Here is an 18,144-nt window from a genome sequence, read left to right as displayed (position 1 = left end):
GGGAAAGCCCGGTGCGGCCCCCCACAACGTGCCAGAGGCATACCTGTCAACGCTATCTTGTTTCAGCCAGCCGCCGTCGAATGCCGCTATCGCGCCAATCTGTCCCAACACCGGCAGCGTAAAAAGCGAGTAATTCACTTCGTTGCGCCAGTAGCCGCCGTTATCTCCTGAAATGTATTGTTCTTTATAGCCGCGTACCGATGTTTCACCGCCCAGCGTCAGGCGTTCGCTGCCGTAAAGGCGGTCCGGTGACCATTGAAAATAGAGGCTGCTCAGCCACCACAGTTTTTCTGTCAGCGGGCGCTGAAAACTGCCGCTGACGCTCCATTTGCGAAATTCTGCCTTTGGCACATCACCCTGTTTATCATTGTCATCCTCTGCGCCAAACCACGGCACGCCCTGGGTGAATGTGGGGTTAAACGTCGCAACGCCGGACGCAATTTTTTGCGTATGGTTGATACCCAGCGAAACGCTGGAAAGCTTGCGGCTACTGGTTTCCAGCAGCACATCGTTCAATCTGTTACGGTTGATTCGATGCGTGAGACCCAGCGATGCTGCGGTTTTGATATCACCGTTGCGAAACAAAACCCAGGAGCCGGTCAGACGATGGGTTTCACTGTCACCAGTGGAGCGCCAGGCATAGCCATTGTTATTAATGGTGCTGAGATAGTTACTCCAGCTGTAGCTGTAATCCAGCAATCCGTAGCCGTAAGGAACACTCACACCAGCAGCAACGTTCTGCGCATCTTTACTGCTCGAAAAATCGCTGCTACGCCCGCCGCTGATAAACCATTTATCCGCCAGCCCAAGCATATTATTGAAAAATAATGCCCCGCTTAGTTGTCCGGTTCCGGTACTCTTTTGTCCGCTGTTATCAAAACTGACGGAGCCGTTAACGGGGAATTCAGGCGTGGCGCTCAGATTAACTATTGATAACCCCTGCTGGCTGCCCGGCAAAATTTCAATTTCCACCGGCGTCTGGCGAACCCGGTTCAACTGCTCCATACCCTGTTCAATGTCACGCAGATTGAGAATCTTTCCTTCCAGCCCAGGAAAGATCATTTTCAGCGTGCGCGATGGGACACCTTCCAGACGTATTTGCTGCAATTTTCCCTCAAGCACCGCAATGTGCAGCACCCCAGAGGAGAGATCCTGTTCGGTTAAAAAGGCACGACTGGTGATGTAACCTCGGCTGATATACCAGTCGGAAATTGCATTTGTCAGTTCCGTCAGGCGAGGAATATCCAGGCATTGATTCACCCACGGCTCGGTAAGCTTTGCCGAGGCAGCGACGGACAACTTCGTTGCGCCGTCAATATCAATGCGCGAAATCATAAAACATGGTCCTTCAGTCCGGGCTGGCGTTTCCGGCGTGACGGCTTCGGGCAGCGTAACGCTACGCTCCAGCTCTTCACGCTGGCGCTGGTTTTCATTAAGTAGCTGCTGTTGTTGCTGCTGAATGGTATTACGATCCGCAGGAGAGAGTAGTGCGGCAGAAACCGTTGTGAACGGCAAAACTAACATCCCAATCAGTAATGCCAACTTTCTTTCATCCCTGAACTTCACCCTACCCCCCAAAAAGTACGAAACCGAACCTGGCTGTACGACTCTTGCCAAAAAAGCACAAAATGCAAACAAAAGTAAAGGCAATAAATGCGTTTTCACTTTATTCCTATTGCATTTCAGGATTTTTTATATTCTTAAGTTAAATTACTCTATTGGCCCAATCCCATAGCTAGTCGCCCATTTGCAGGAAGATCGCGGGGATGAGTATGTCGCGCACGTCGTGCCGCATGGGTGACGTCTGCGAAGTTTTCTTCCAACTGCTCGCACCCTTAATATCAACATTGCTTATTATTGCCACTTATTAATGTTGATATTTAATTAATGTTGTCAAACAGCAAATCGAGAATACTTTCGTCTCGCAAACCGCCAGCACCTTGATTCAAATCATAAAGAGTATTCTTTGTAAAAATTCCAATGAGAGCTTTTTGAGTCAGGATATACTATTTGCACCTGTAAAAAGTAAGGTCACGTTGCCTTATCATCTACGTGATAAATCAGGATTATCCCATGCCCCGGAATATAACGAAATTAAGAGTGCTCAGGAGAAGAAGATGCCTGAATTAACACCTTTTAAGGTGATGATTGTTGACGACCACCCACTCATGCGGCGAGGAATCAGTCAATTACTGCAGCTGGATAGCGCATTTGACGTAGTTGCCGAAGCCGGCGATGGCGCAAGCGCTATCGATCTGGCAAACCGTCTGGATCTTGATGTGATCCTGCTGGATCTCAATATGAAAGGCATGAGCGGACTGGATACCCTGAATGCGCTGCGTCGGGACGGCGTCACCGCGCAAATTATTATTCTTACCGTATCGGATGCCGCCAGCGATGTGTATGCCTTAATTGATGCCGGCGCGGATGGCTATTTGCTCAAAGACAGCGATCCTGAAGTCCTGCTGGAGGCTATTCGCAGTGGTGCCAAAGGTGGTAAAGCCTTTAGTACCCGCGTCAGCGAATATTTGCGCGAGCGCGACCTGTTTGGCGCTCAGGAAGACCCATTCAGCATTCTCACCGAACGCGAACTGGATGTATTACATGAACTTGCTCAGGGGCTGTCGAACAAACAGATTGCATCCGTACTGAATATTTCCGAGCAAACGGTGAAAGTGCATATCCGCAACCTGCTGCGAAAACTTAACGTCCGCTCTCGCGTTGCCGCCACCATCCTGTTTTTACAAACACGCGGCATGCAGTAATCAGATATTGCCCGATGGCGCTACGCTTATCGGGCCTACAAGTCACGTGCATCAGTAGGCCGGAAAAGACGCTTTGCGTCGCCATCCGGCATCTTCCACTCTTACTTCTCCTGCGGCGTTAGCTGCTCCATCGCCTGTTTGATGCTGCGCTCAATTACCGCCCGACGGGTATCATTGGCGGGCAATAATTTCAGCATCATCTCCCACGCCGCAACCGCCTCGCCAAAGCGCTGCTGTTCAAAAGCGTTAAACGCATACATGCTGAGAACCCGCACGTTGGCATGTTCGCCGCGTACCAACTGGCGTAGCAGCTCCCCTCCCCGACGGTTATCGTCTGGATCGGAAGAACGGGTCAACGCTTCCGCATAGCCCAGCGCAGCATCGCTATTTTTAGGATCCAGTCGGTACGCATTGGCATACGCTTCAGTCGCCGTACTGGCATTACCGAGAACCATGCCTATGCGACCAAGCATAATCCAGCCTTCAACGTTTCCGGCATCGGTTTGCAGCCGGGTGCGTAATCCCAGCGCCAGGCGCGCCATATCCTCTTCATTCAACGGTTCAGCCTTTGGATCTAACGCCCGCTCCAGCAGCGCCGGGGCCTGTGCAGTCGCCTGCTGCCAGACCTGAACCTGCTTATAGTTGCCGGTTTCATAATAGCTCACTGCACCAACCCCCAGCGCTACCACGATGCCGGGCACAAACAACCCGAACCCACCGCGCTTGCCATCCGGGATAACGTCATCAGGAAACGCTTCCTGTTTCACCCGGACACGTCGGCGAGTACGGGCGAAAATAATCCAGCCGCCCAGACCAATCGCGACCACCGGCATCACCCACAGCAGCACGGTCAGCGGCGTCAACGGCGGATCGTAAGTCACGAAGTTGCCGTAGCGCGCCACCATGTAATCGACAATTTCTTTCTGGCTTTTCCCTTCCTGCATCAGTTCGTAAACCTTCTGACGCAGATCGGTGGCAATCATTGAGTTAGAGTCAGCAATGCTGTTGTTCTGGCACTTTGGGCAGCGTAACTGTTCAGTGAGCTGACGGAACTGCTGTTCCTGCGCCTCATCTTTGAACTGCATCACGTCAATAGTGGCCAGCGCCGATCCCGAGATAACCAGCATCAGCAGGCCCAGAAAGAACCTCATTGCGTAGCCTCCTTACTGTATTTATCCCACAATGGTTTGATCTCACTCTCCCACACCCTGGCGTTTAAGTCGCCGGCATGGCGATAGCGAATAATGCCTTTACCGTCGATCAGGAATGTTTCCGGCGCGCCGTACACGCCAAGATCCAGACCAAGCATCCCGTCGCCGTCAAACAGGCTCAGCGCATATGGATTGCCCAGCTCTTTCAGCCAGACAATGGCTTTCTGACGATCGTCTTTATAGTTCAGACCCACTACCCGTACGCCCTGCGCAGACAGCTGATTCAGGTACTGATGTTCGGCGCGACAGGTCGGACACCAGGTCGCCCAGACGTTCAGCAGTACCGGTTTGCCCTGGGTCAGCACATCGGCCTGATAATGCTGACCCGGATTTTCCAGCGACTCCAGGCGGAATGTCGGAACGGGTTTGCCGATCAGCGCCGACTCCAGATTAGTGGGATCGTCCCCCTGAGCGTTACGCGCCAGCTGCCACAGCAGCGCCGCCGCAATGATCAGAAAAATAATAAACGGAATTAACAGTGCGTTGCGCTTCATACAGCCTCCGACGCATTTTTTTGCACCGCGGCGCGAGGACGCGTGCGCTGGCGATAGCGTGGATCAAACAGGCAGAACAATCCACCCAGCGCCATCAGCAATCCTCCGGCCCAAATCCAGCGAATAAACGGTTTGTAGTACAGACGCACAGCCCATGCGCCGTTATCCAGTTCTTCACCCAGCGCAGCGTACAGATCGCGTGTGAATCCGCCGTCAATTGCCGCTTCGGTCATCATCGAACTGGTGCTGTTATAGAAGCGTTTTTCCGCATGCAGCGTGGCTTCTGGTTTACCATCTCGGGTAACGCCAATAATGGCGACACCGCCCCGGTAGTTAGGTCCGGTAATATCTTTCACTTCGCGGAACGTGAACTGATAGTTATGGATACTGACGCTATCACCTGCCTTCATGCGCACATCGCGTTCAACACTGTAATTCTGGCTAAAGGCAATACCGACGATGGTAACAGCCAGTCCTATGTGACCTGAAACCATGCCCCAGTAGCTCAGCGTCAGCTTCGTGCCGCGCGAAATACGCAGGAACGCCTCGGACATCGCCAGCACGAATATCCAGCATGCCATCGCCAGACCCACCACCGTCATAGCGGCGATGCGATCCTCAAACAGCCACGGCAGCAGCAGCGACAGTACCAGCGTGGTGACAAACGCGACAATCAGTAGCGTTTTCAGCTTGCGCGGTCTGTCACGGCCCCAACGCACTAATGGCCCTATTCCCAGCAACAGCGCAAACGGCGCCATCAGCCAGGTAAACATGGTGTTGAAGAACGGCTCGCCAATCGAAATACTGCCCAGTCCAAGCTGTTTGTGCACCAATGGCAACAGCGTGCCCAGGAGCACCACCAGCATGGCAGCAATCAGCAGCACGTTATTACCCAGCAACAGCGATTCACGCGACCACAGCGCGTTATTAACCCGTGAGCGGACCTTGTGACCGCGCACAGCAAACAGCAGCAGGGAGCCGCCGATAACCAGCACCATGAAGGCCAGAATAAACATCCCGCGTGACGGATCGGAGGCGAAGGCATGCACCGACACCAGCACGCCAGAGCGCACCAGGAACGTCCCTAACAGGCAAAGCGAGAAGGCGCAGATTGACAGCAGCAACGTCCAGGCTTTAAAGCTGGCGCGCTGTTCGGTCACTGACAGCGAGTGCATCAGCGCAGTCCCCACCAGCCACGGCATAAACGACGCGTTCTCTACCGGGTCCCAGAACCACCAACCGCCCCAGCCCAGTTCGTAATAGGCCCACGCAGACCCGAGCACAATACCCAGCGTCAGAAACACCCATGCAGCCAGCGTCCACGGACGCGAAAAACGGGCAAAGGTGCTATCCAGACGCCCGCTCATCAGTGCGGCAATCGCAAAGGCAAACGCCACGGAGAAACCGACATAGCCCATGTACAGCAATGGTGGGTGGAAAATAAGCCCAGGATCCTGCAACAGCGGATTCAGGTCGCGGCCTTCAATAGGAAAATCTGGCAACGTGCGGGCAAACGGATTGGAAGTAAACAGGATAAACAGCAGGAAGCCAACGCTGACCATGCCCATCACCGCCAGTACGCGGGCGACGATATCCAGCGGCATCCGCTGGCTGAACAGCGCCACAGCGAACGTCCAGCCGCTCATCAGCAGCACCCACAGCAGCAGAGAGCCTTCATGCGCGCCCCATGTCGCGGCGACCCGATACCAGACCGGAAGCTGGGTATTGGAGTTGCTGGCGACATAGATCACGGTAAAGTCATTAACCACGAAGGCGTTTACCAGCACCAGAAACGCACCCATCACACAGATAAACAACACCCAGGCAAAGGGTCGCGCAGAGGCCATCATCCGGACATCGCCACGCGCAACGCCCCACAGCGGATAAACCGACAGCAACAGTGCAACGCCAAGCGCAAGGCACAACAGCGCGTTGCCAATTTCAGGCATCATGACGTTTTATCCTTATAAACACTTTCCGGACGACGATGGTTTTCCTGCATCGCTTTTTCGACTTCCGGCGGGGTGTAATTTTCATCATGCTTGGCAAGGACCTCTTTGGCCTGCACATGATTTCCCTGATCCAGTTCTCCCTGAACAACGACGCCCTGCCCTTCACGGAACAGATCCGGCAGGATACCTTCATAGGTCACATCCACCACGCCTTCGGCGTCATAGATGCTGAAGTTAACTTTCAGCGACTGCGGGTCGCGCTTCACACTGCCCGGCATAACCATACCGCCAACGCGCAGGCGTTGACCGACTTCCGGCATCTGCTGAGTTTCGCGCTTGCCGTAGAGTATTTCTCCCGGCGTATAGAACAGATCGATATTGGAACGCAGCGCATAGAGCACCAGCGTGATGGTCAAAGCCAGGCCCGCCAGCACCGCACAGGCTATCCATAGCCGATTTTTACGTCGAATATTCACGCCGCCTCCCGTTGCACTTGCGCTGCACGCATACGCGCTTCTCTCGCCCGCTGCTGCGCCACACCGCGTAAGATTGCGCGATGCTGTAGTGCAGAATGCAGCACCAGCACCAGCAACGGAATTACACTCATGGCCACGGCCAGCCAGACATATAAGGCGTAACCGCCCATCGCGAAAAAATCACTCCATGATGCAAATGCAGGGGTCATTGGCGGCCTCTTTTTAAGATCAGTTCACTCACCCACGGGCGGCGTTTTTCCATCAATAAAATCAGATTACGCATGCGCATCAGCGCCAGCGTGACAAACAGGAGCAGATAGCCGACGATCGCCAGGCGCAGTGGCGTACGCATCGCCGGATCAATACTTTGCTGCATGCGGGTCGACCCCTGATGCAGCGTGTTCCACCACTCAACCGAGTAGTGAATAATCGGTAAGTTCACGACACCAATCAGCACCAGAATACCGGCGGCACGACCTGCCAGACGGCGGTCGTCAAAGGCATGCCACAGCGCAATGGCGCCAACGTAGAGAAACAGCAGCACCAGTTCAGAGGTGAGTCGGGCATCCCAGACCCACCAGGTCCCCCACATCGGTTTGCCCCATGCGGAACCTGTCACCAGTGCAATAAAGGTAAACACTGCGCCAACTGGCGCCATCGCCGCCAGCGCCAGATTGGCCATTTTCATCTGCCAGACCAGGCCGATAAATGCGGCAACCGCCATTGATGCGTAAATGCCCATCGACCAGATTGCCGCCGGGACGTGCAGATAGATAATGCGATAGCTCTGCCCCTGCTGATAATCCGCTGGCGCGAAGCCAAATCCCCAAACCCATCCTGTTACCAGTACCACTGCGCTGGCAATCGCCAGCCATGGAATAAACCAGCCACAGACCTGATAGAGACGTGGGGGCATCGCCAGTTGATGAAGTGTTTTCCACATAGTTCAGTCACCAGACTCAATAAATTAGTAAATTTCCGTTTTACCGGAGGGCGGCTTCGCCTTGTCCGGCACAAGTCATATCTGCGCTATTGCACGCTGATACGTAACGCCGCCGCCGTCGCAAAGGGACTTAACGTGGCGCTTCCTACCAGCAACGCGCCAAGAATCGCCATGTACCCTTCAACGGGTAAGTGCATCGAGGCGGCGTCCATCGCAGCGGTCGCAAAAATCAACAATGGAATGGTTAGCGGGAGTACCAGCACGCTCAACAGCACGCCACCGCGTTTTAACCCCACCGTCAATCCCACGCCCGGTGCGCCGAGAAAACCCAGCGTCGGCGTTCCAAGCAGCAACGTCAGCGCCATAATTTGCCAACCGTACATATCCATTCCCAGCAGCAATGCCACCAGCGGCGAGAGGATCAGCAGCGGCAAACCGGTTACAACCCAGTGCGCCATCACCTTCGCCAGCACCACGGCCGGTAGCGGCAATGGCAGCAGCATCAATTGTTCGAGGCTGCCATCCTGTAAGTCATCCCGGAATAAACGTTCCAGCGCCAGTAATGAGGCCAGCAATGCGGCAACCCAGATAATGCCCGGTGCGATGCGCGCCAGCAGCTGTGGCTCCGGCCCAATGCTCAGAGGGAACAACGTGATAACGATCAGGAAAAACCATAACGGATTGGCGATCTCTGCACTATGACGGAACGCAACCCGCAGTTCTAAACGGAAGATTTGCCACATCATTGCGCGGCCCTCTCGCTGGTCAGCGCAATACGTCGAACTTTATCGGTCTCAACACCCAGAGGCTGGTGCGTTGTAAGGATCACAATACCACCCTGCTCTGTATGCTGTGCCATGCGCTGAGTCAGTCGCTTAACGCCGTGCACATCAATAGCGGTAAAGGGTTCATCGAGGATCCACAGCCTGGCGCGGGTCAGCCAGAGGCGAGCCAGTGCCACGCGCCGCTGTTGTCCGGCGGAGAGTTGATTAACAGGAATATCTTCATATCCGGCAAGCCCTGCCTGCGCCAGTGCCGCCAGACAGTCGCCATCGTGATGGAAAAATCGCAGATTCTCCAACGCCGAAAGCCGGGTTTTTATCCCCGGCTGATGTCCGATCCACAGTAGTTCCTGATGGTAGCTGTCCCGCACCTGGTGCAGCGATTTCCCTTGCCAGCAAACCTCTCCGGCGTCAGGACGAGCCAGCCCGGTAAGCAACCGCAGCAGGGTGGTTTTCCCTGCGCCATTGCTCCCGGTAATTTGTACCCATTCCCCTGCATTGACGCGAAATGACAGATCGCTAAACAGTATTCTGTCATCTCGCTCGCAGAGCAGTTCTCTGGCCTCAAGCATCCTGATTATTTACATCCTGTTAAAAGCCCGGTTTGACTTCGCGCATATCAGGCAGTTTGTGCGCTATCCCTTTATGGCAGTCAATACAGGTTTGCCCTTCTTTCACGGCCTGATCATGCATTTTAGCCGCTACGCCTTTCTGGGCGGTTAAATCCATAAACTCGAAGTTGTGACAGTTCCGACACTCTTGCGAATTATTGTCTTTCATACGCCGCCATTCATTTTGCGCCATCGATAAACGGTGGTCTTCAAATTTTTGCGGTGTATCTATTAACCCCAGAGCTTTCGCGTACAGCTCCTTGCTGGCCTTGATTTTGCGGATCATTTTCGGCCCCCACTCATGAGGGACGTGGCAATCAGGGCAAGTCGCGCGCACACCGCTGCGGTTGTTGTAGTGTACGGTTTCCATGTATTCCTGGTATACCGTGTTGCGCATTTCGTGACAGCTAATGCAGAACTCTTCAGTATTGGCCTTTTCCATACCGGTATTAAAGCCGCCCCAGAAAATAATGCCGCCCACAAAGCCGATTAACAACAGCGTGCCGAGCGCCAGACGGCTGGGGCGACGCCACCATTGCCAGACGCGCTTAATCCAGCCTGGTTTACGGTTAGAATTTTCCATAATGACCTCTTATTTCCCGTAACCTTTCGAGGGGGTGAAGGTATTTTCAACAATCGGCGCGGCGTCAGCCTGCGGGACATGACACTGCAGACAGAAGTAACGACGCGGGGCGACTTCAGCCAATACCTTGCCGTTGCTGTCCATAAAGTGCGTCGGGCTGATGCGCGGTGCACCGGTGGTGCGGTAGCTTTCAACACCGTGACACTGCAGGCAACGGTTGGTATTGGTCGTCACCTGGTAACCGTCAACACTGTGCGGAACCATCGGTGGCTGATTCACATAATTCAGCGGCATACGCTCCTGCTCTTTCGGCATGCGAATCGCCCCTTCCTGTGTCCCTGAGACCTCCGGTGACTGGCTCAGATCCACTCCGTTTGCAGCCCAAACGGCCCCACTGACTACCAGGGCCAGCGCGGCTGTCCATTGACTCAGCGCTTTAATCAGGTCATGGCTTTTCATTGTTTCGCTCCCGAACTCCATCGCATTTACACTTCATCCTTTAAGCTGCCTCTTTGTTGGCTGCGCTCCGAAACCCCAGTCACATAGTTACTATGCTCCTGGGGAATTTCTCGCTTGCCGCCGCGATGCATCTCAAATGATTTTGTGTATCGTTATTGTAAAAACATCCTCAGAACAGACATCCACACAGCGACCGCAGGCCATGCAATCACGACTGGTCACCTGCACCGGGCTTTGCTCATCCAGCACCGGCGCACGTAGCACATGCGGTTCCGGGCAAACATGAAAACAATCCATACAGCGGTTACATCTCTTACGTTCTTTTGCTGATACGGTTATTGCACCTTTACTGCCCAATGCGCCATACAGCGCACCCAGGGGGCAGAGATGTCCGCACCAGCCATGCTCAACGACCAGTAAATCAAATAAAAACAGCGCGAGAATAAGCAGCGCACCGCTGCCAAAGCCCATGACCAGGCTACGTCCCAGCAAAGAAACCGGGTTTATCCACTCCCACAGCAGCGTTCCTGTCAGGGCAGAACCGACCAGGATAACCACCAGCAGGACGTACCGTATATGGCGCGGCAGGGTCGCAGACTGATTCAGGTCAAACCTTCTGCGCAGCCAGCTCGCCAAATCAGTCACCGGATTCATCGGGCAGACCCAACTGCAAAACAGTCGCTTACCTGCAAGGGCATACAGAACCGTAATAATGGCGGCCCCTGTTAACGCGACTGTTGCTGGCAGGTGCCCGCTGGCCAGGCTTTGCAGGGTAATGAGTGGGTCGGTCAACGGAATGGTATCCAGCAACAGGCTGCTACTGTAATTACCATGCAGGATCCACACGCCAAGCCACGGACCGCTGAGGAACATCGCCAGAACCAGGAACTGGCTCAGGCGACGCAACACCAGCCAGCGATGGCTCTTCCACCACCCTTTTTTCGCTTGTGCTTCACGCCCCGCATCACGTTTACGATTTGCCATTGTTCCCCTCCAGCCAACCGAAGCGGTAATGGTGTCCTAACTCCCCTTTCGCCAGCGACAGCGGCAGCACTTTTATTGCCGGCTGCTCCAGTACGCAGACTTTTTCGCATTTCCCACAGCCAGTACAGGCATCGCTGTGCACGGTCGGAATAAACCGCGCATGCTTACCAGTACGCATGTTGCGGTCCAGCTCCAGGGTGATAGCCTCATCGATTTTCGGGCACTCGCGATAGCAAACGTCGCAGCGTAGCCCCTGATAGTTGAGGCAGTTTTCGTGATCCAGCAGAACCGCCAGTCCCATACGCGAATCGTCAATGGATGCAATTTCCCTGTCCAACGCGCCGCTGGGGCAGACTTTGGCGCACGGAATGTCCTCACACATTTCGCAGGGGATGTCGCGAGCGACAAAATAGGGTGTTCCGGCCGCCAGCCCGGAGGCCAGCGTTGCCAGTTTCAGCGTGTCATACGGGCAGGCCTGGACGCACTGGCCACAGCGCACACAGGCGCTGGCAAATGCGTCTTCACTCAGAGCCCCAGGCGGGCGCAGCCGCACGCCGGTTGCGCGTGCGGTTTGCTGTTGCAACCCCAGCGCCACGCCAACGACAGCCAGCCCGCCCGCTGCGCGAACCATATCGCGCAGGAAGCGGCGGCGGCCATTTTGGGGTTTTGCTGACCGGGACATAACGCGTTACACCTTCGCCAGTTTCACAGCGCACTTCTTGAAATCCGTCTCTTTAGAGAGCGGATCCGTCGCATCCAGCGTCAGGTTGTTCACCAGCTGTGCGGCGTCGAAGAACGGCATGTACACCAGCCCCTGAGGCGGACGGTTGCGGCCGCGTGTTTCAACAATCGAAATCACTTCACCACGACGGGATACCACTTTGACCTTGTCGCCACGACGAAGATCGCGCGCTTTTGCATCCAGCGGATGGATAAACAGTACCGCCTCCGGGAACGCACGGTGCAGTTCCGGCACGCGGCGCGTCATGCTGCCGGTATGCCAGTGCTCCAGTACGCGACCGGTGGAGAGCCACAGATCGTATTCTTTATCCGGTGCTTCAGCCGCCGGTTCAAATGGCAGCGCGAAGATAACGGCTTTCCCATCCGGTTTGCCGTAGAACTTGTAGCTTTCTCCAGCCTTCACGTACGGATCGTTGCCTTCGCTGTAGCGCCACTGAGTCTCCTTACCATCGACCACTGGCCAGCGTAACCCGCGCGCCTTGTGGTAATCATCGAACGGTGCAAGATCGTGTCCGTGTCCGCGACCAAACCAGGCGTACTCTTCGAACAGACCTTTTTGCAGGTAGAAACCGAGTTCGCGAGATTCATCGTTCAGTTGATCTTCAGCCAGTTCGCTGACCGGGAATTTCGTTACTGCTGGCGTGGCGAACAGCACGTCATACAACGTCTTACCGCGTAGCTCGGGTTTCTTCGCCAGCAGTTCCTCCGGCCAGACGTCTTCCGTTTTGAATCGGCGGGCAAACTGCACCATCTGCCACAGGTCAGATTTCGCTTCACCCGGTGCTTTAATCTGCTGGCGCCAGAACTGAGTACGGCGCTCGGCGTTACCGTAAGCCCCTTCTTTCTCTACCCACATCGCTGTTGGCAGGATCAGGTCGGCAGCCAGAGCACTGACCGTCGGGTACGGATCGGAAACGATGATAAAGTTGCGCGGATCGCGCCAGCCAGGCATACGCTCTTCGTTGATGTTCGGCCCAGCCTGCATGTTGTTGTTACACATCACCCAGTAGACATTGAGCTTGCCATCTTTCAGTGCGCGGTCCTGCGCCACAGCATGCAGACCGATTTTCGCCGGAATGGTCCCCGCCGGAATATTCCAGTGTTTTTCACAGATATCGCGGTGTTTCTCGTTCGTCACCACCATATCCGCAGGCAGACGGTGAGAGAAGGTCCCGACTTCACGCGCGGTACCACAAGCGGAAGGCTGACCCGTCAGCGAGAATGGGCCGCAGCCTGGCTGAGAAATTTTACCGGTCAGCAGGTGCAGGTTATAGACAAGGTTGTTAGCCCATACACCACGGGTATGCTGGTTAAAGCCCATCGTCCAGTAGGAGATGACTTTCTTCTTAGGATCGGCATACAACTGCGCCAGCTGTTCCAGCTGATCTTTTGGCACGCCGGTCATTTCTGCAGTTTTATCCAGCGTATACTCCGCAACAAACGCTTTGTACTCTTCAAAACTGATCGGTTCCGAGGCATCGGAACCCGGGTTTTTCGCCGCTTTTTCCAGCGGATGGGTTGGACGCAGACCGTAGCCGATATCCGTCGCCCCTTTACGCAGGTTAACGTGCTTGCTAAAGAAGTCCTGGTTTATCGCATTGTTTTGAATGATATAGTTTGCGATGTAGTTGAGGATCACCAGGTCGCTTTGCGGCGTAAAGACGATGCCGTTATCCGCCAGCTCAAAGCTACGATGCTGGAAGGTAGAGAGAACGGCGACGTTGACGTTAGGATCGGACAGACGACGGTTGGTGATGCGCGACCACAGGATCGGGTGCATTTCCGCCATATTTGCGCCCCACAGGACGAAAGCATCCGCATGCTCGATATCGTCATAACAGCCCATCGGCTCATCCATACCAAAGGTACGCATAAAGCCCACAACGGCTGACGCCATGCAGTGACGCGCGTTCGGATCGATGTTGTTCGAACGGAAACCGGCTTTGAACAGTTTTGCGGCAGCGTAGCCTTCCCAGATGGTCCACTGACCGGAGCCAAACATACCAATAGCGTCTGGCCCTTTCTCTTTCAGAGAGGTTTTAAATTTCTCTTCCATCACATCAAAGGCCTGGTCCCAGCTAATCGGGGTGAATTCGCCTTCTTTGTGATATTTGCCGTCTTTCATGCGCAGCATCGGCTGCGTTAAACGGTCTTTTCCGTACATGATTTTCGGCAGGAAGTAACCTTTGATGCAGTTGAGCCCACGGTTAACCGGCGCATCCGGGTCACCCTGACATGCCACAACACGCCCTTGTTGAGTGCCTACCAATACGCCACAACCGGTACCGCAAAAACGGCACGGGGCTTTATCCCATTTGATCGCTTCTTGCTGACCGACTACCGCACGGGCTACGCCCGGCACGCTTAACCCGGCAGCCGCCGCAGCGGCCGCAACGGCGTTAGCTTTCATAAAGCTACGACGACTGAGTTTCATGGTGTTTCCTCACCTTGCTCATCCTGCTGGTGATAAACCAGCGACACCGCCAGCACGCCCGCAACGTTGCGCACTGACTCAATTGTTTTCATTAGCGTTTCACTGTGCTCTGCTTCCACCACCACAATCAGTTGACCGCTTTCCACATCGCTGAGAGCAACTTCGCAACCCGGAAACGAACGTAACTGCGTAGCGATATCACTGATGTGCTGACTTTTGGCCTGAACGACCAGGCTGCAGACCTGCCAGTTAGTGTCCATGGTTGTGCTCCGCATTAATGGCTGATACCGGACAGATAGCGACACACGCGCCGCATCCGTTACATGCCTGATTGTCGAGCTGTGGCTGATAAATACCGGACAGCGTGGGACGAAAGGTTATGGCCATGGGTTCACAGCTATCCTGACAGCGATGGCATTCAACGGACTGATGCGCGAGACAGTTGTCACCGATCGAAAAATTCAGATCCCATGCCCTGGTGTGGCGCGGAAGAAAAAGTGATTCGGGACAGGCCTCTGCGCAGGCGTAACAAAAGCTGCATTCGCCGTGTTTGAAATTTACGTCTGGATAACCGCCCTGGCCTCGCTGCAGGATGTCGGTTTCGCACGCCTGGATGCAGGCGTCACAACGGAGGCAATGGGCCAGAAAGTGAGAGTCTTCCTTGCTCCACGGCGGACGGATCCCATTGCTGGCTTTACGCCAACTGCCTGTCAACATGCCTCGACGGGATAAATCAACCATGACATTGTCCTTCCATAATGACGCTCTCCCTCGGCGGGTTGAACGACAATAAAAAACGCACTATTTATGAGTAGTTATTTTTAGCCGTAAGATATTTCAGGATGTGTTTGAGGTGCATACCCCAATTGGGGTAAATGCTGTTGCCGGATCAAAAGAGTGTTGAGTTGGCGGGAAAAAGTGCGCTTTTGCTCACATTTCAATGAGTTATATAATCAATTATATAACGAAAACATGAAGCAGAGAATAATCTCACAATTAAGATAATTCCTGGTGTTTATCGCTACTCAAATTATAAACCTTTAATTAATGCACTTAAAATATAAGTAAATTTAGATTAATAGACGATATGAATATGCTAACCTGCCCTTGATACGTTCATAAGACAGAAGAAAGGAAACACTGTGAACAATAAGATGAAGACAATTGTCCCTGCCGTACTCCTTGCCGCCTTCGCCAGCACCTCTGTGTGGGCGACAACCACCGATGCCAGCGCTCAGCCGCTGGAAAAAGTCGCCCCTTATCCTAAAGCGGACAAGGGAATGAAGCGTCAGGTTATTCAGCTTACTCCTGAGAAAGATGAATCTACTCTGAAAGTAGAACTGCTGATCGGACAAACGCTGGAAGTTGATTGCAACAAACATCGCCTTGGCGGAGAACTGGACAGCAAAACGCTGGAAGGTTGGGGTTATGACTACTATGTATTCGACAAAGTTACGTCTCCGGTTTCAACCATGATGGCCTGCCCGGACGGCAAGAAAGAGAAGAAATTCATCACCGCGTATCTGGGTGAAGACGGTATGCTGCGTTACAACAGCAAATTACCGATTGTGGTTTACACCCCGGAAAACGTGGAGGTGAAATACCGCATCTGGAAAGCAGAAGATAAAATTCAGGACGCCGTCGTGCGATAAGTGAGAATGTGCCGGATGGCGGCGTACCGCCTTATCCGGCATACAGACGCATGAAGTAGAAGTAGGCCGGATAAGCGCAGCGCCATCCGGCATACAGACGCATGAAGTAGAAGTAGGCCGGATAAGCGCAGCGCCATCCGGCCTTTTTTTACAGCGCGATATCCGCCACGGCTTTCTGCTCAGGCTGCGGTTGCGCCTGAGGTTTTAGCTGTGGTTTCGGCGCTTCATCAGCAACCTGCGGTTTATCGTACTTCAGACCCAGTACTTCGCTGGTGTATTGCAGCTCTTGCTCCGTAGCCTCAACGTTGCCGTTCAGCTTCGTGCCATAAGACGGAATAATCGTTTTCAGCTTCGCCTGCCATTCCGGGCTGGCAACTTTATCTTTAAACACTTTTTCCATCAGATGCAGCATGATCGGTGCCGCGGTTGATGCCCCCGGTGATGCACCCAGCAGCGCAGCAATGGTGCCTTCTTTATCGCTGACCACTTCGGTTCCCAGACGCAGAACGCCGCCTTTCTCCGCATCACTTTTGATAATCTGCACACGCTGGCCCGCCTGCCATAAACGCCAGTCTTCTTTTTTCGCCTGCGGATAGTACTCTTGCAGCGCAGCAAAACGGTCGTCGTCGCTGAGCATCACCTGGCTCACCAGATATTTGACCAGATCGAAGTTATCCAGACCCACGTTGACCATCGGCATAAAGTTCGACGTGGTGGTAGAACTGAGCAGATCCCACAATGAACCGTTTTTCAGGAACTTAGTGGAGAAGGTTGCGAACGGCCCAAACAGCACTACGCGTTTACCATCCAGAATACGGGTATCGATGTGCGGTACGGACATCGGCGGCGCACCAACGGAGGCCTGACCATACACTTTCGCCAGATGACGATTGACCACATCAGGGTTTTCCGCCACCAGGAACTGCCCGCCAACCGGGAATCCGGCATAGCCTTTCGCTTCCGGAATGTCGGTTTCCTGCAACAGCTTCAGGGCAGCGCCACCGGCACCGATAAAGACAAACTTCGCCTTAATAGCGTGTTCCGCTTCATTGTTTTTCAGATCAGCAACCGTGACGGTCCAGCTATTATCCGCGTTACGCTTAAAGCCGCGAACTTCGGTGCTCAGTTGCAGCGCAAAATTAGGTTTTTTCTGCAACGATGCAATCAGCTGGCGCGTAATTTCACCGTAGTTCACGTCAGTACCGATCTCGGTACGCGTTGCCGCAACTTTCTGTTTCGGATCGCGACCTTCCATAACCAAAGGCGCCCATTCTTTAATCTGCGCGTGATCTTCAGAGTAGCGCATACCGCGGAACAGGGTGCTTTGCTGGAGTGCCGTGTAACGGGCACGCAGGAAATTCACGTTCTCGTCGCCCCAGACAAAGCTCATATGGGGAACAGTGGTGATAAACGAGCGGGGTTCATGCATCACGCCGTTGTTGACCTGATACGCCCAGAACTGGCGGGAAATCTGGAAGGCTTCGTTAATTTCGACTGCCTTTTCAATACTGATGCTACCGTCAGCCTTTTTGGGCGTGTAGTTCAGTTCCATCAGTGCGGAGTGGCCTGTTCCGGCGTTGTTCCAGCCGTTTGAACTCTCCTGAGCAACGCCATCCAGTCGCTCTACCATGGTCATTGACCATTGCGGCTCCAGCTCCTGTAAATAGGTTCCCAGTGTGGCGCTCATGATGCCGCCGCCAATCAACAGTACATCCGTTTCCTGCTCTTCCGCCGCTTTCGCTTTTGCTGCCATCGAGACAACATTCAGCCCTACAGCCATGGTGAAGAGCATGGCAGTCACTTTTTTCATAATGTTAATGCCTTACTTTTAGTATCGCTTTTTGCTTTTTATGCAGGTGAAAATCGAGCGGTAACAACGGTAACACTTAAGTAAAAATAATTAAATATTGTTTATAAATTATATTTAAATTTTAAAAATGTTATTAATACGTTTATTCTTTATATGGTTATTGACAATCATTTCTGGAAACCTCCCCGTCAGACGGGTACTATGCTGCGCTTTGCTATTCACCGCACGGATGCCTGTCGGTCTGCTG

Annotated in this window: 18 protein-coding genes and 1 pseudogene; 2 read left to right on the top strand and 17 right to left on the bottom strand. The window is 53.8% G+C overall.

Features of this window, described 5'->3' with window-relative positions; genetic code table 11:
- Nucleotides 1-6: 6 nt before the first annotated feature.
- Nucleotides 7-1,524: pseudogene (locus tag G8S19_RS07420) on the bottom strand (ShlB/FhaC/HecB family hemolysin secretion/activation protein); the annotation flags it as partial.
- Between the two features lie 593 nt (nt 1,525-2,117).
- On the opposite strand from G8S19_RS07420, the gene narP reads away from it, so the two are divergent.
- Nucleotides 2,118-2,765: a nitrate/nitrite response regulator protein NarP gene (gene narP, locus G8S19_RS07415; protein WP_124021785.1), complete on the top strand. Its 648-nt coding sequence runs from the start codon at nt 2,118-2,120 to the stop codon at nt 2,763-2,765.
- A 101-nt stretch (nt 2,766-2,866) separates the two neighbouring features.
- Here narP and G8S19_RS07410 read toward each other — a convergent pair whose 3' ends face one another.
- The 15 genes from G8S19_RS07410 to napF form a co-directional block, all read right to left on the bottom strand.
- Entirely contained in the window at nt 2,867-3,916 is a 1,050-nt protein-coding gene (locus tag G8S19_RS07410; RefSeq protein WP_061068187.1) for a cytochrome c-type biogenesis protein CcmH, read from the bottom strand.
- Complete coding sequence (dsbE, locus tag G8S19_RS07405) at nt 3,913-4,470, bottom strand: thiol:disulfide interchange protein DsbE (RefSeq protein WP_121584831.1); 558 nt, start codon at nt 4,468-4,470, stop codon at nt 3,913-3,915. The genes G8S19_RS07410 and dsbE overlap by 4 nt, the downstream gene beginning before the upstream one ends.
- Nucleotides 4,467-6,422, bottom strand: a complete 1,956-nt coding sequence (locus G8S19_RS07400) for a heme lyase CcmF/NrfE family subunit (protein WP_253686396.1) — start codon at nt 6,420-6,422, stop codon at nt 4,467-4,469. The genes dsbE and G8S19_RS07400 overlap by 4 nt, the downstream gene beginning before the upstream one ends.
- Nucleotides 6,419-6,898 (bottom strand): cytochrome c maturation protein CcmE, encoded by a 480-nt coding sequence (ccmE, locus tag G8S19_RS07395; protein WP_005129319.1) that lies wholly within the window; start codon nt 6,896-6,898, stop codon nt 6,419-6,421. Before ccmE ends, G8S19_RS07400 begins: the two co-directional genes overlap by 4 nt.
- Nucleotides 6,895-7,107: a heme exporter protein CcmD gene (gene ccmD / locus G8S19_RS07390; protein ID WP_005129320.1), complete on the bottom strand. Its 213-nt coding sequence runs from the start codon at nt 7,105-7,107 to the stop codon at nt 6,895-6,897. The genes ccmE and ccmD overlap by 4 nt, the downstream gene beginning before the upstream one ends.
- Complete coding sequence (locus tag G8S19_RS07385; RefSeq protein ID WP_061068190.1) at nt 7,104-7,841, bottom strand: heme ABC transporter permease; 738 nt, start codon at nt 7,839-7,841, stop codon at nt 7,104-7,106. Before G8S19_RS07385 ends, ccmD begins: the two co-directional genes overlap by 4 nt.
- 86 nt (nt 7,842-7,927) lie before the next feature.
- The gene (gene ccmB / locus G8S19_RS07380; protein WP_005129323.1) at nt 7,928-8,587 is read right to left on the bottom strand and encodes a heme exporter protein CcmB; all 660 of its coding nucleotides are present in this window, start codon (nt 8,585-8,587) and stop codon (nt 7,928-7,930) included.
- Complete coding sequence (gene ccmA / locus G8S19_RS07375; RefSeq protein ID WP_101741546.1) at nt 8,584-9,201, bottom strand: cytochrome c biogenesis heme-transporting ATPase CcmA; 618 nt, start codon at nt 9,199-9,201, stop codon at nt 8,584-8,586. The genes ccmB and ccmA overlap by 4 nt, the downstream gene beginning before the upstream one ends.
- Nucleotides 9,202-9,214: 13 nt before the next feature.
- A complete protein-coding gene (napC, locus tag G8S19_RS07370) occupies nt 9,215-9,817 on the bottom strand; it encodes a cytochrome c-type protein NapC (protein WP_005129332.1) in 603 nt (200 codons plus the stop codon).
- Nucleotides 9,818-9,826: 9 nt separating this feature from the next.
- On the bottom strand, nt 9,827-10,276 hold the full coding sequence (gene napB, locus G8S19_RS07365; protein WP_048212558.1) for a nitrate reductase cytochrome c-type subunit: 450 nt from the start codon (nt 10,274-10,276) through the stop codon (nt 9,827-9,829).
- A gap of 132 nt (nt 10,277-10,408) precedes the next feature.
- Nucleotides 10,409-11,260 carry a quinol dehydrogenase ferredoxin subunit NapH gene (gene napH / locus G8S19_RS07360; RefSeq protein WP_048211126.1) on the bottom strand — a complete coding sequence of 284 codons (852 nt, stop codon included), beginning with the start codon at nt 11,258-11,260 and terminating at the stop codon, nt 10,409-10,411.
- Nucleotides 11,247-11,942 carry a ferredoxin-type protein NapG gene (gene napG, locus G8S19_RS07355; RefSeq protein ID WP_048211125.1) on the bottom strand — a complete coding sequence of 232 codons (696 nt, stop codon included), beginning with the start codon at nt 11,940-11,942 and terminating at the stop codon, nt 11,247-11,249. Before napG ends, napH begins: the two co-directional genes overlap by 14 nt.
- A 6-nt stretch (nt 11,943-11,948) precedes the next feature.
- Nucleotides 11,949-14,435 (bottom strand): nitrate reductase catalytic subunit NapA, encoded by a 2,487-nt coding sequence (gene napA / locus G8S19_RS07350; RefSeq protein WP_048211124.1) that lies wholly within the window; start codon nt 14,433-14,435, stop codon nt 11,949-11,951.
- Nucleotides 14,432-14,695: a chaperone NapD gene (napD, locus tag G8S19_RS07345; RefSeq protein WP_048211123.1), complete on the bottom strand. Its 264-nt coding sequence runs from the start codon at nt 14,693-14,695 to the stop codon at nt 14,432-14,434. Before napD ends, napA begins: the two co-directional genes overlap by 4 nt.
- Nucleotides 14,685-15,176: a ferredoxin-type protein NapF gene (napF, locus tag G8S19_RS07340; RefSeq protein ID WP_219351686.1), complete on the bottom strand. Its 492-nt coding sequence runs from the start codon at nt 15,174-15,176 to the stop codon at nt 14,685-14,687. Before napF ends, napD begins: the two co-directional genes overlap by 11 nt.
- Nucleotides 15,177-15,589: 413 nt before the next feature.
- On the opposite strand from napF, the gene eco reads away from it, so the two are divergent.
- Complete coding sequence (gene eco, locus G8S19_RS07335) at nt 15,590-16,087, top strand: serine protease inhibitor ecotin (protein ID WP_048212557.1); 498 nt, start codon at nt 15,590-15,592, stop codon at nt 16,085-16,087.
- A 148-nt stretch (nt 16,088-16,235) separates the two neighbouring features.
- On the opposite strand, the gene mqo is transcribed toward eco, so the two are convergent.
- Nucleotides 16,236-17,897 (bottom strand): malate dehydrogenase (quinone), encoded by a 1,662-nt coding sequence (gene mqo / locus G8S19_RS07330; protein WP_101741544.1) that lies wholly within the window; start codon nt 17,895-17,897, stop codon nt 16,236-16,238.
- Nucleotides 17,898-18,144: the final 247 nt, after the last annotated feature.

The organism is Citrobacter sp. SX206, assembly GCF_024181025.1.
GTDB classification, from domain to species: domain Bacteria; phylum Pseudomonadota; class Gammaproteobacteria; order Enterobacterales; family Enterobacteriaceae; genus Citrobacter; species Citrobacter youngae.
Note: the sequence above shows the minus strand (reverse complement) of the source record. Positions and strands in the feature narration are given on the sequence as shown.

Excerpts from the sequence above, each read along its gene's own strand:
- narP (WP_124021785.1), top strand. The coding sequence starts at position 2,118 with ATGCCTGAATTAACACCTTTTAAGGTGATGATTGTTGACGACCACCCA.
- G8S19_RS07410 (WP_061068187.1), bottom strand. The coding sequence starts at position 3,916 with ATGAGGTTCTTTCTGGGCCTGCTGATGCTGGTTATCTCGGGATCGGCG.
- dsbE (WP_121584831.1), bottom strand. The coding sequence starts at position 4,470 with ATGAAGCGCAACGCACTGTTAATTCCGTTTATTATTTTTCTGATCATT.
- G8S19_RS07400 (WP_253686396.1), bottom strand. The coding sequence starts at position 6,422 with ATGATGCCTGAAATTGGCAACGCGCTGTTGTGCCTTGCGCTTGGCGTT.
- ccmD (WP_005129320.1), bottom strand. The coding sequence starts at position 7,107 with ATGACCCCTGCATTTGCATCATGGAGTGATTTTTTCGCGATGGGCGGT.
- G8S19_RS07385 (WP_061068190.1), bottom strand. The coding sequence starts at position 7,841 with ATGTGGAAAACACTTCATCAACTGGCGATGCCCCCACGTCTCTATCAG.
- ccmB (WP_005129323.1), bottom strand. The coding sequence starts at position 8,587 with ATGATGTGGCAAATCTTCCGTTTAGAACTGCGGGTTGCGTTCCGTCAT.
- napC (WP_005129332.1), bottom strand. The coding sequence starts at position 9,817 with ATGGAAAATTCTAACCGTAAACCAGGCTGGATTAAGCGCGTCTGGCAA.
- napB (WP_048212558.1), bottom strand. The coding sequence starts at position 10,276 with ATGAAAAGCCATGACCTGATTAAAGCGCTGAGTCAATGGACAGCCGCG.
- napH (WP_048211126.1), bottom strand. The coding sequence starts at position 11,260 with ATGGCAAATCGTAAACGTGATGCGGGGCGTGAAGCACAAGCGAAAAAA.
- napG (WP_048211125.1), bottom strand. The coding sequence starts at position 11,942 with ATGTCCCGGTCAGCAAAACCCCAAAATGGCCGCCGCCGCTTCCTGCGC.
- napA (WP_048211124.1), bottom strand. The coding sequence starts at position 14,435 with ATGAAACTCAGTCGTCGTAGCTTTATGAAAGCTAACGCCGTTGCGGCC.
- napD (WP_048211123.1), bottom strand. The coding sequence starts at position 14,695 with ATGGACACTAACTGGCAGGTCTGCAGCCTGGTCGTTCAGGCCAAAAGT.
- napF (WP_219351686.1), bottom strand. The coding sequence starts at position 15,176 with ATGGTTGATTTATCCCGTCGAGGCATGTTGACAGGCAGTTGGCGTAAA.
- eco (WP_048212557.1), top strand. The coding sequence starts at position 15,590 with ATGAAGACAATTGTCCCTGCCGTACTCCTTGCCGCCTTCGCCAGCACC.
- mqo (WP_101741544.1), bottom strand. The coding sequence starts at position 17,897 with ATGAAAAAAGTGACTGCCATGCTCTTCACCATGGCTGTAGGGCTGAAT.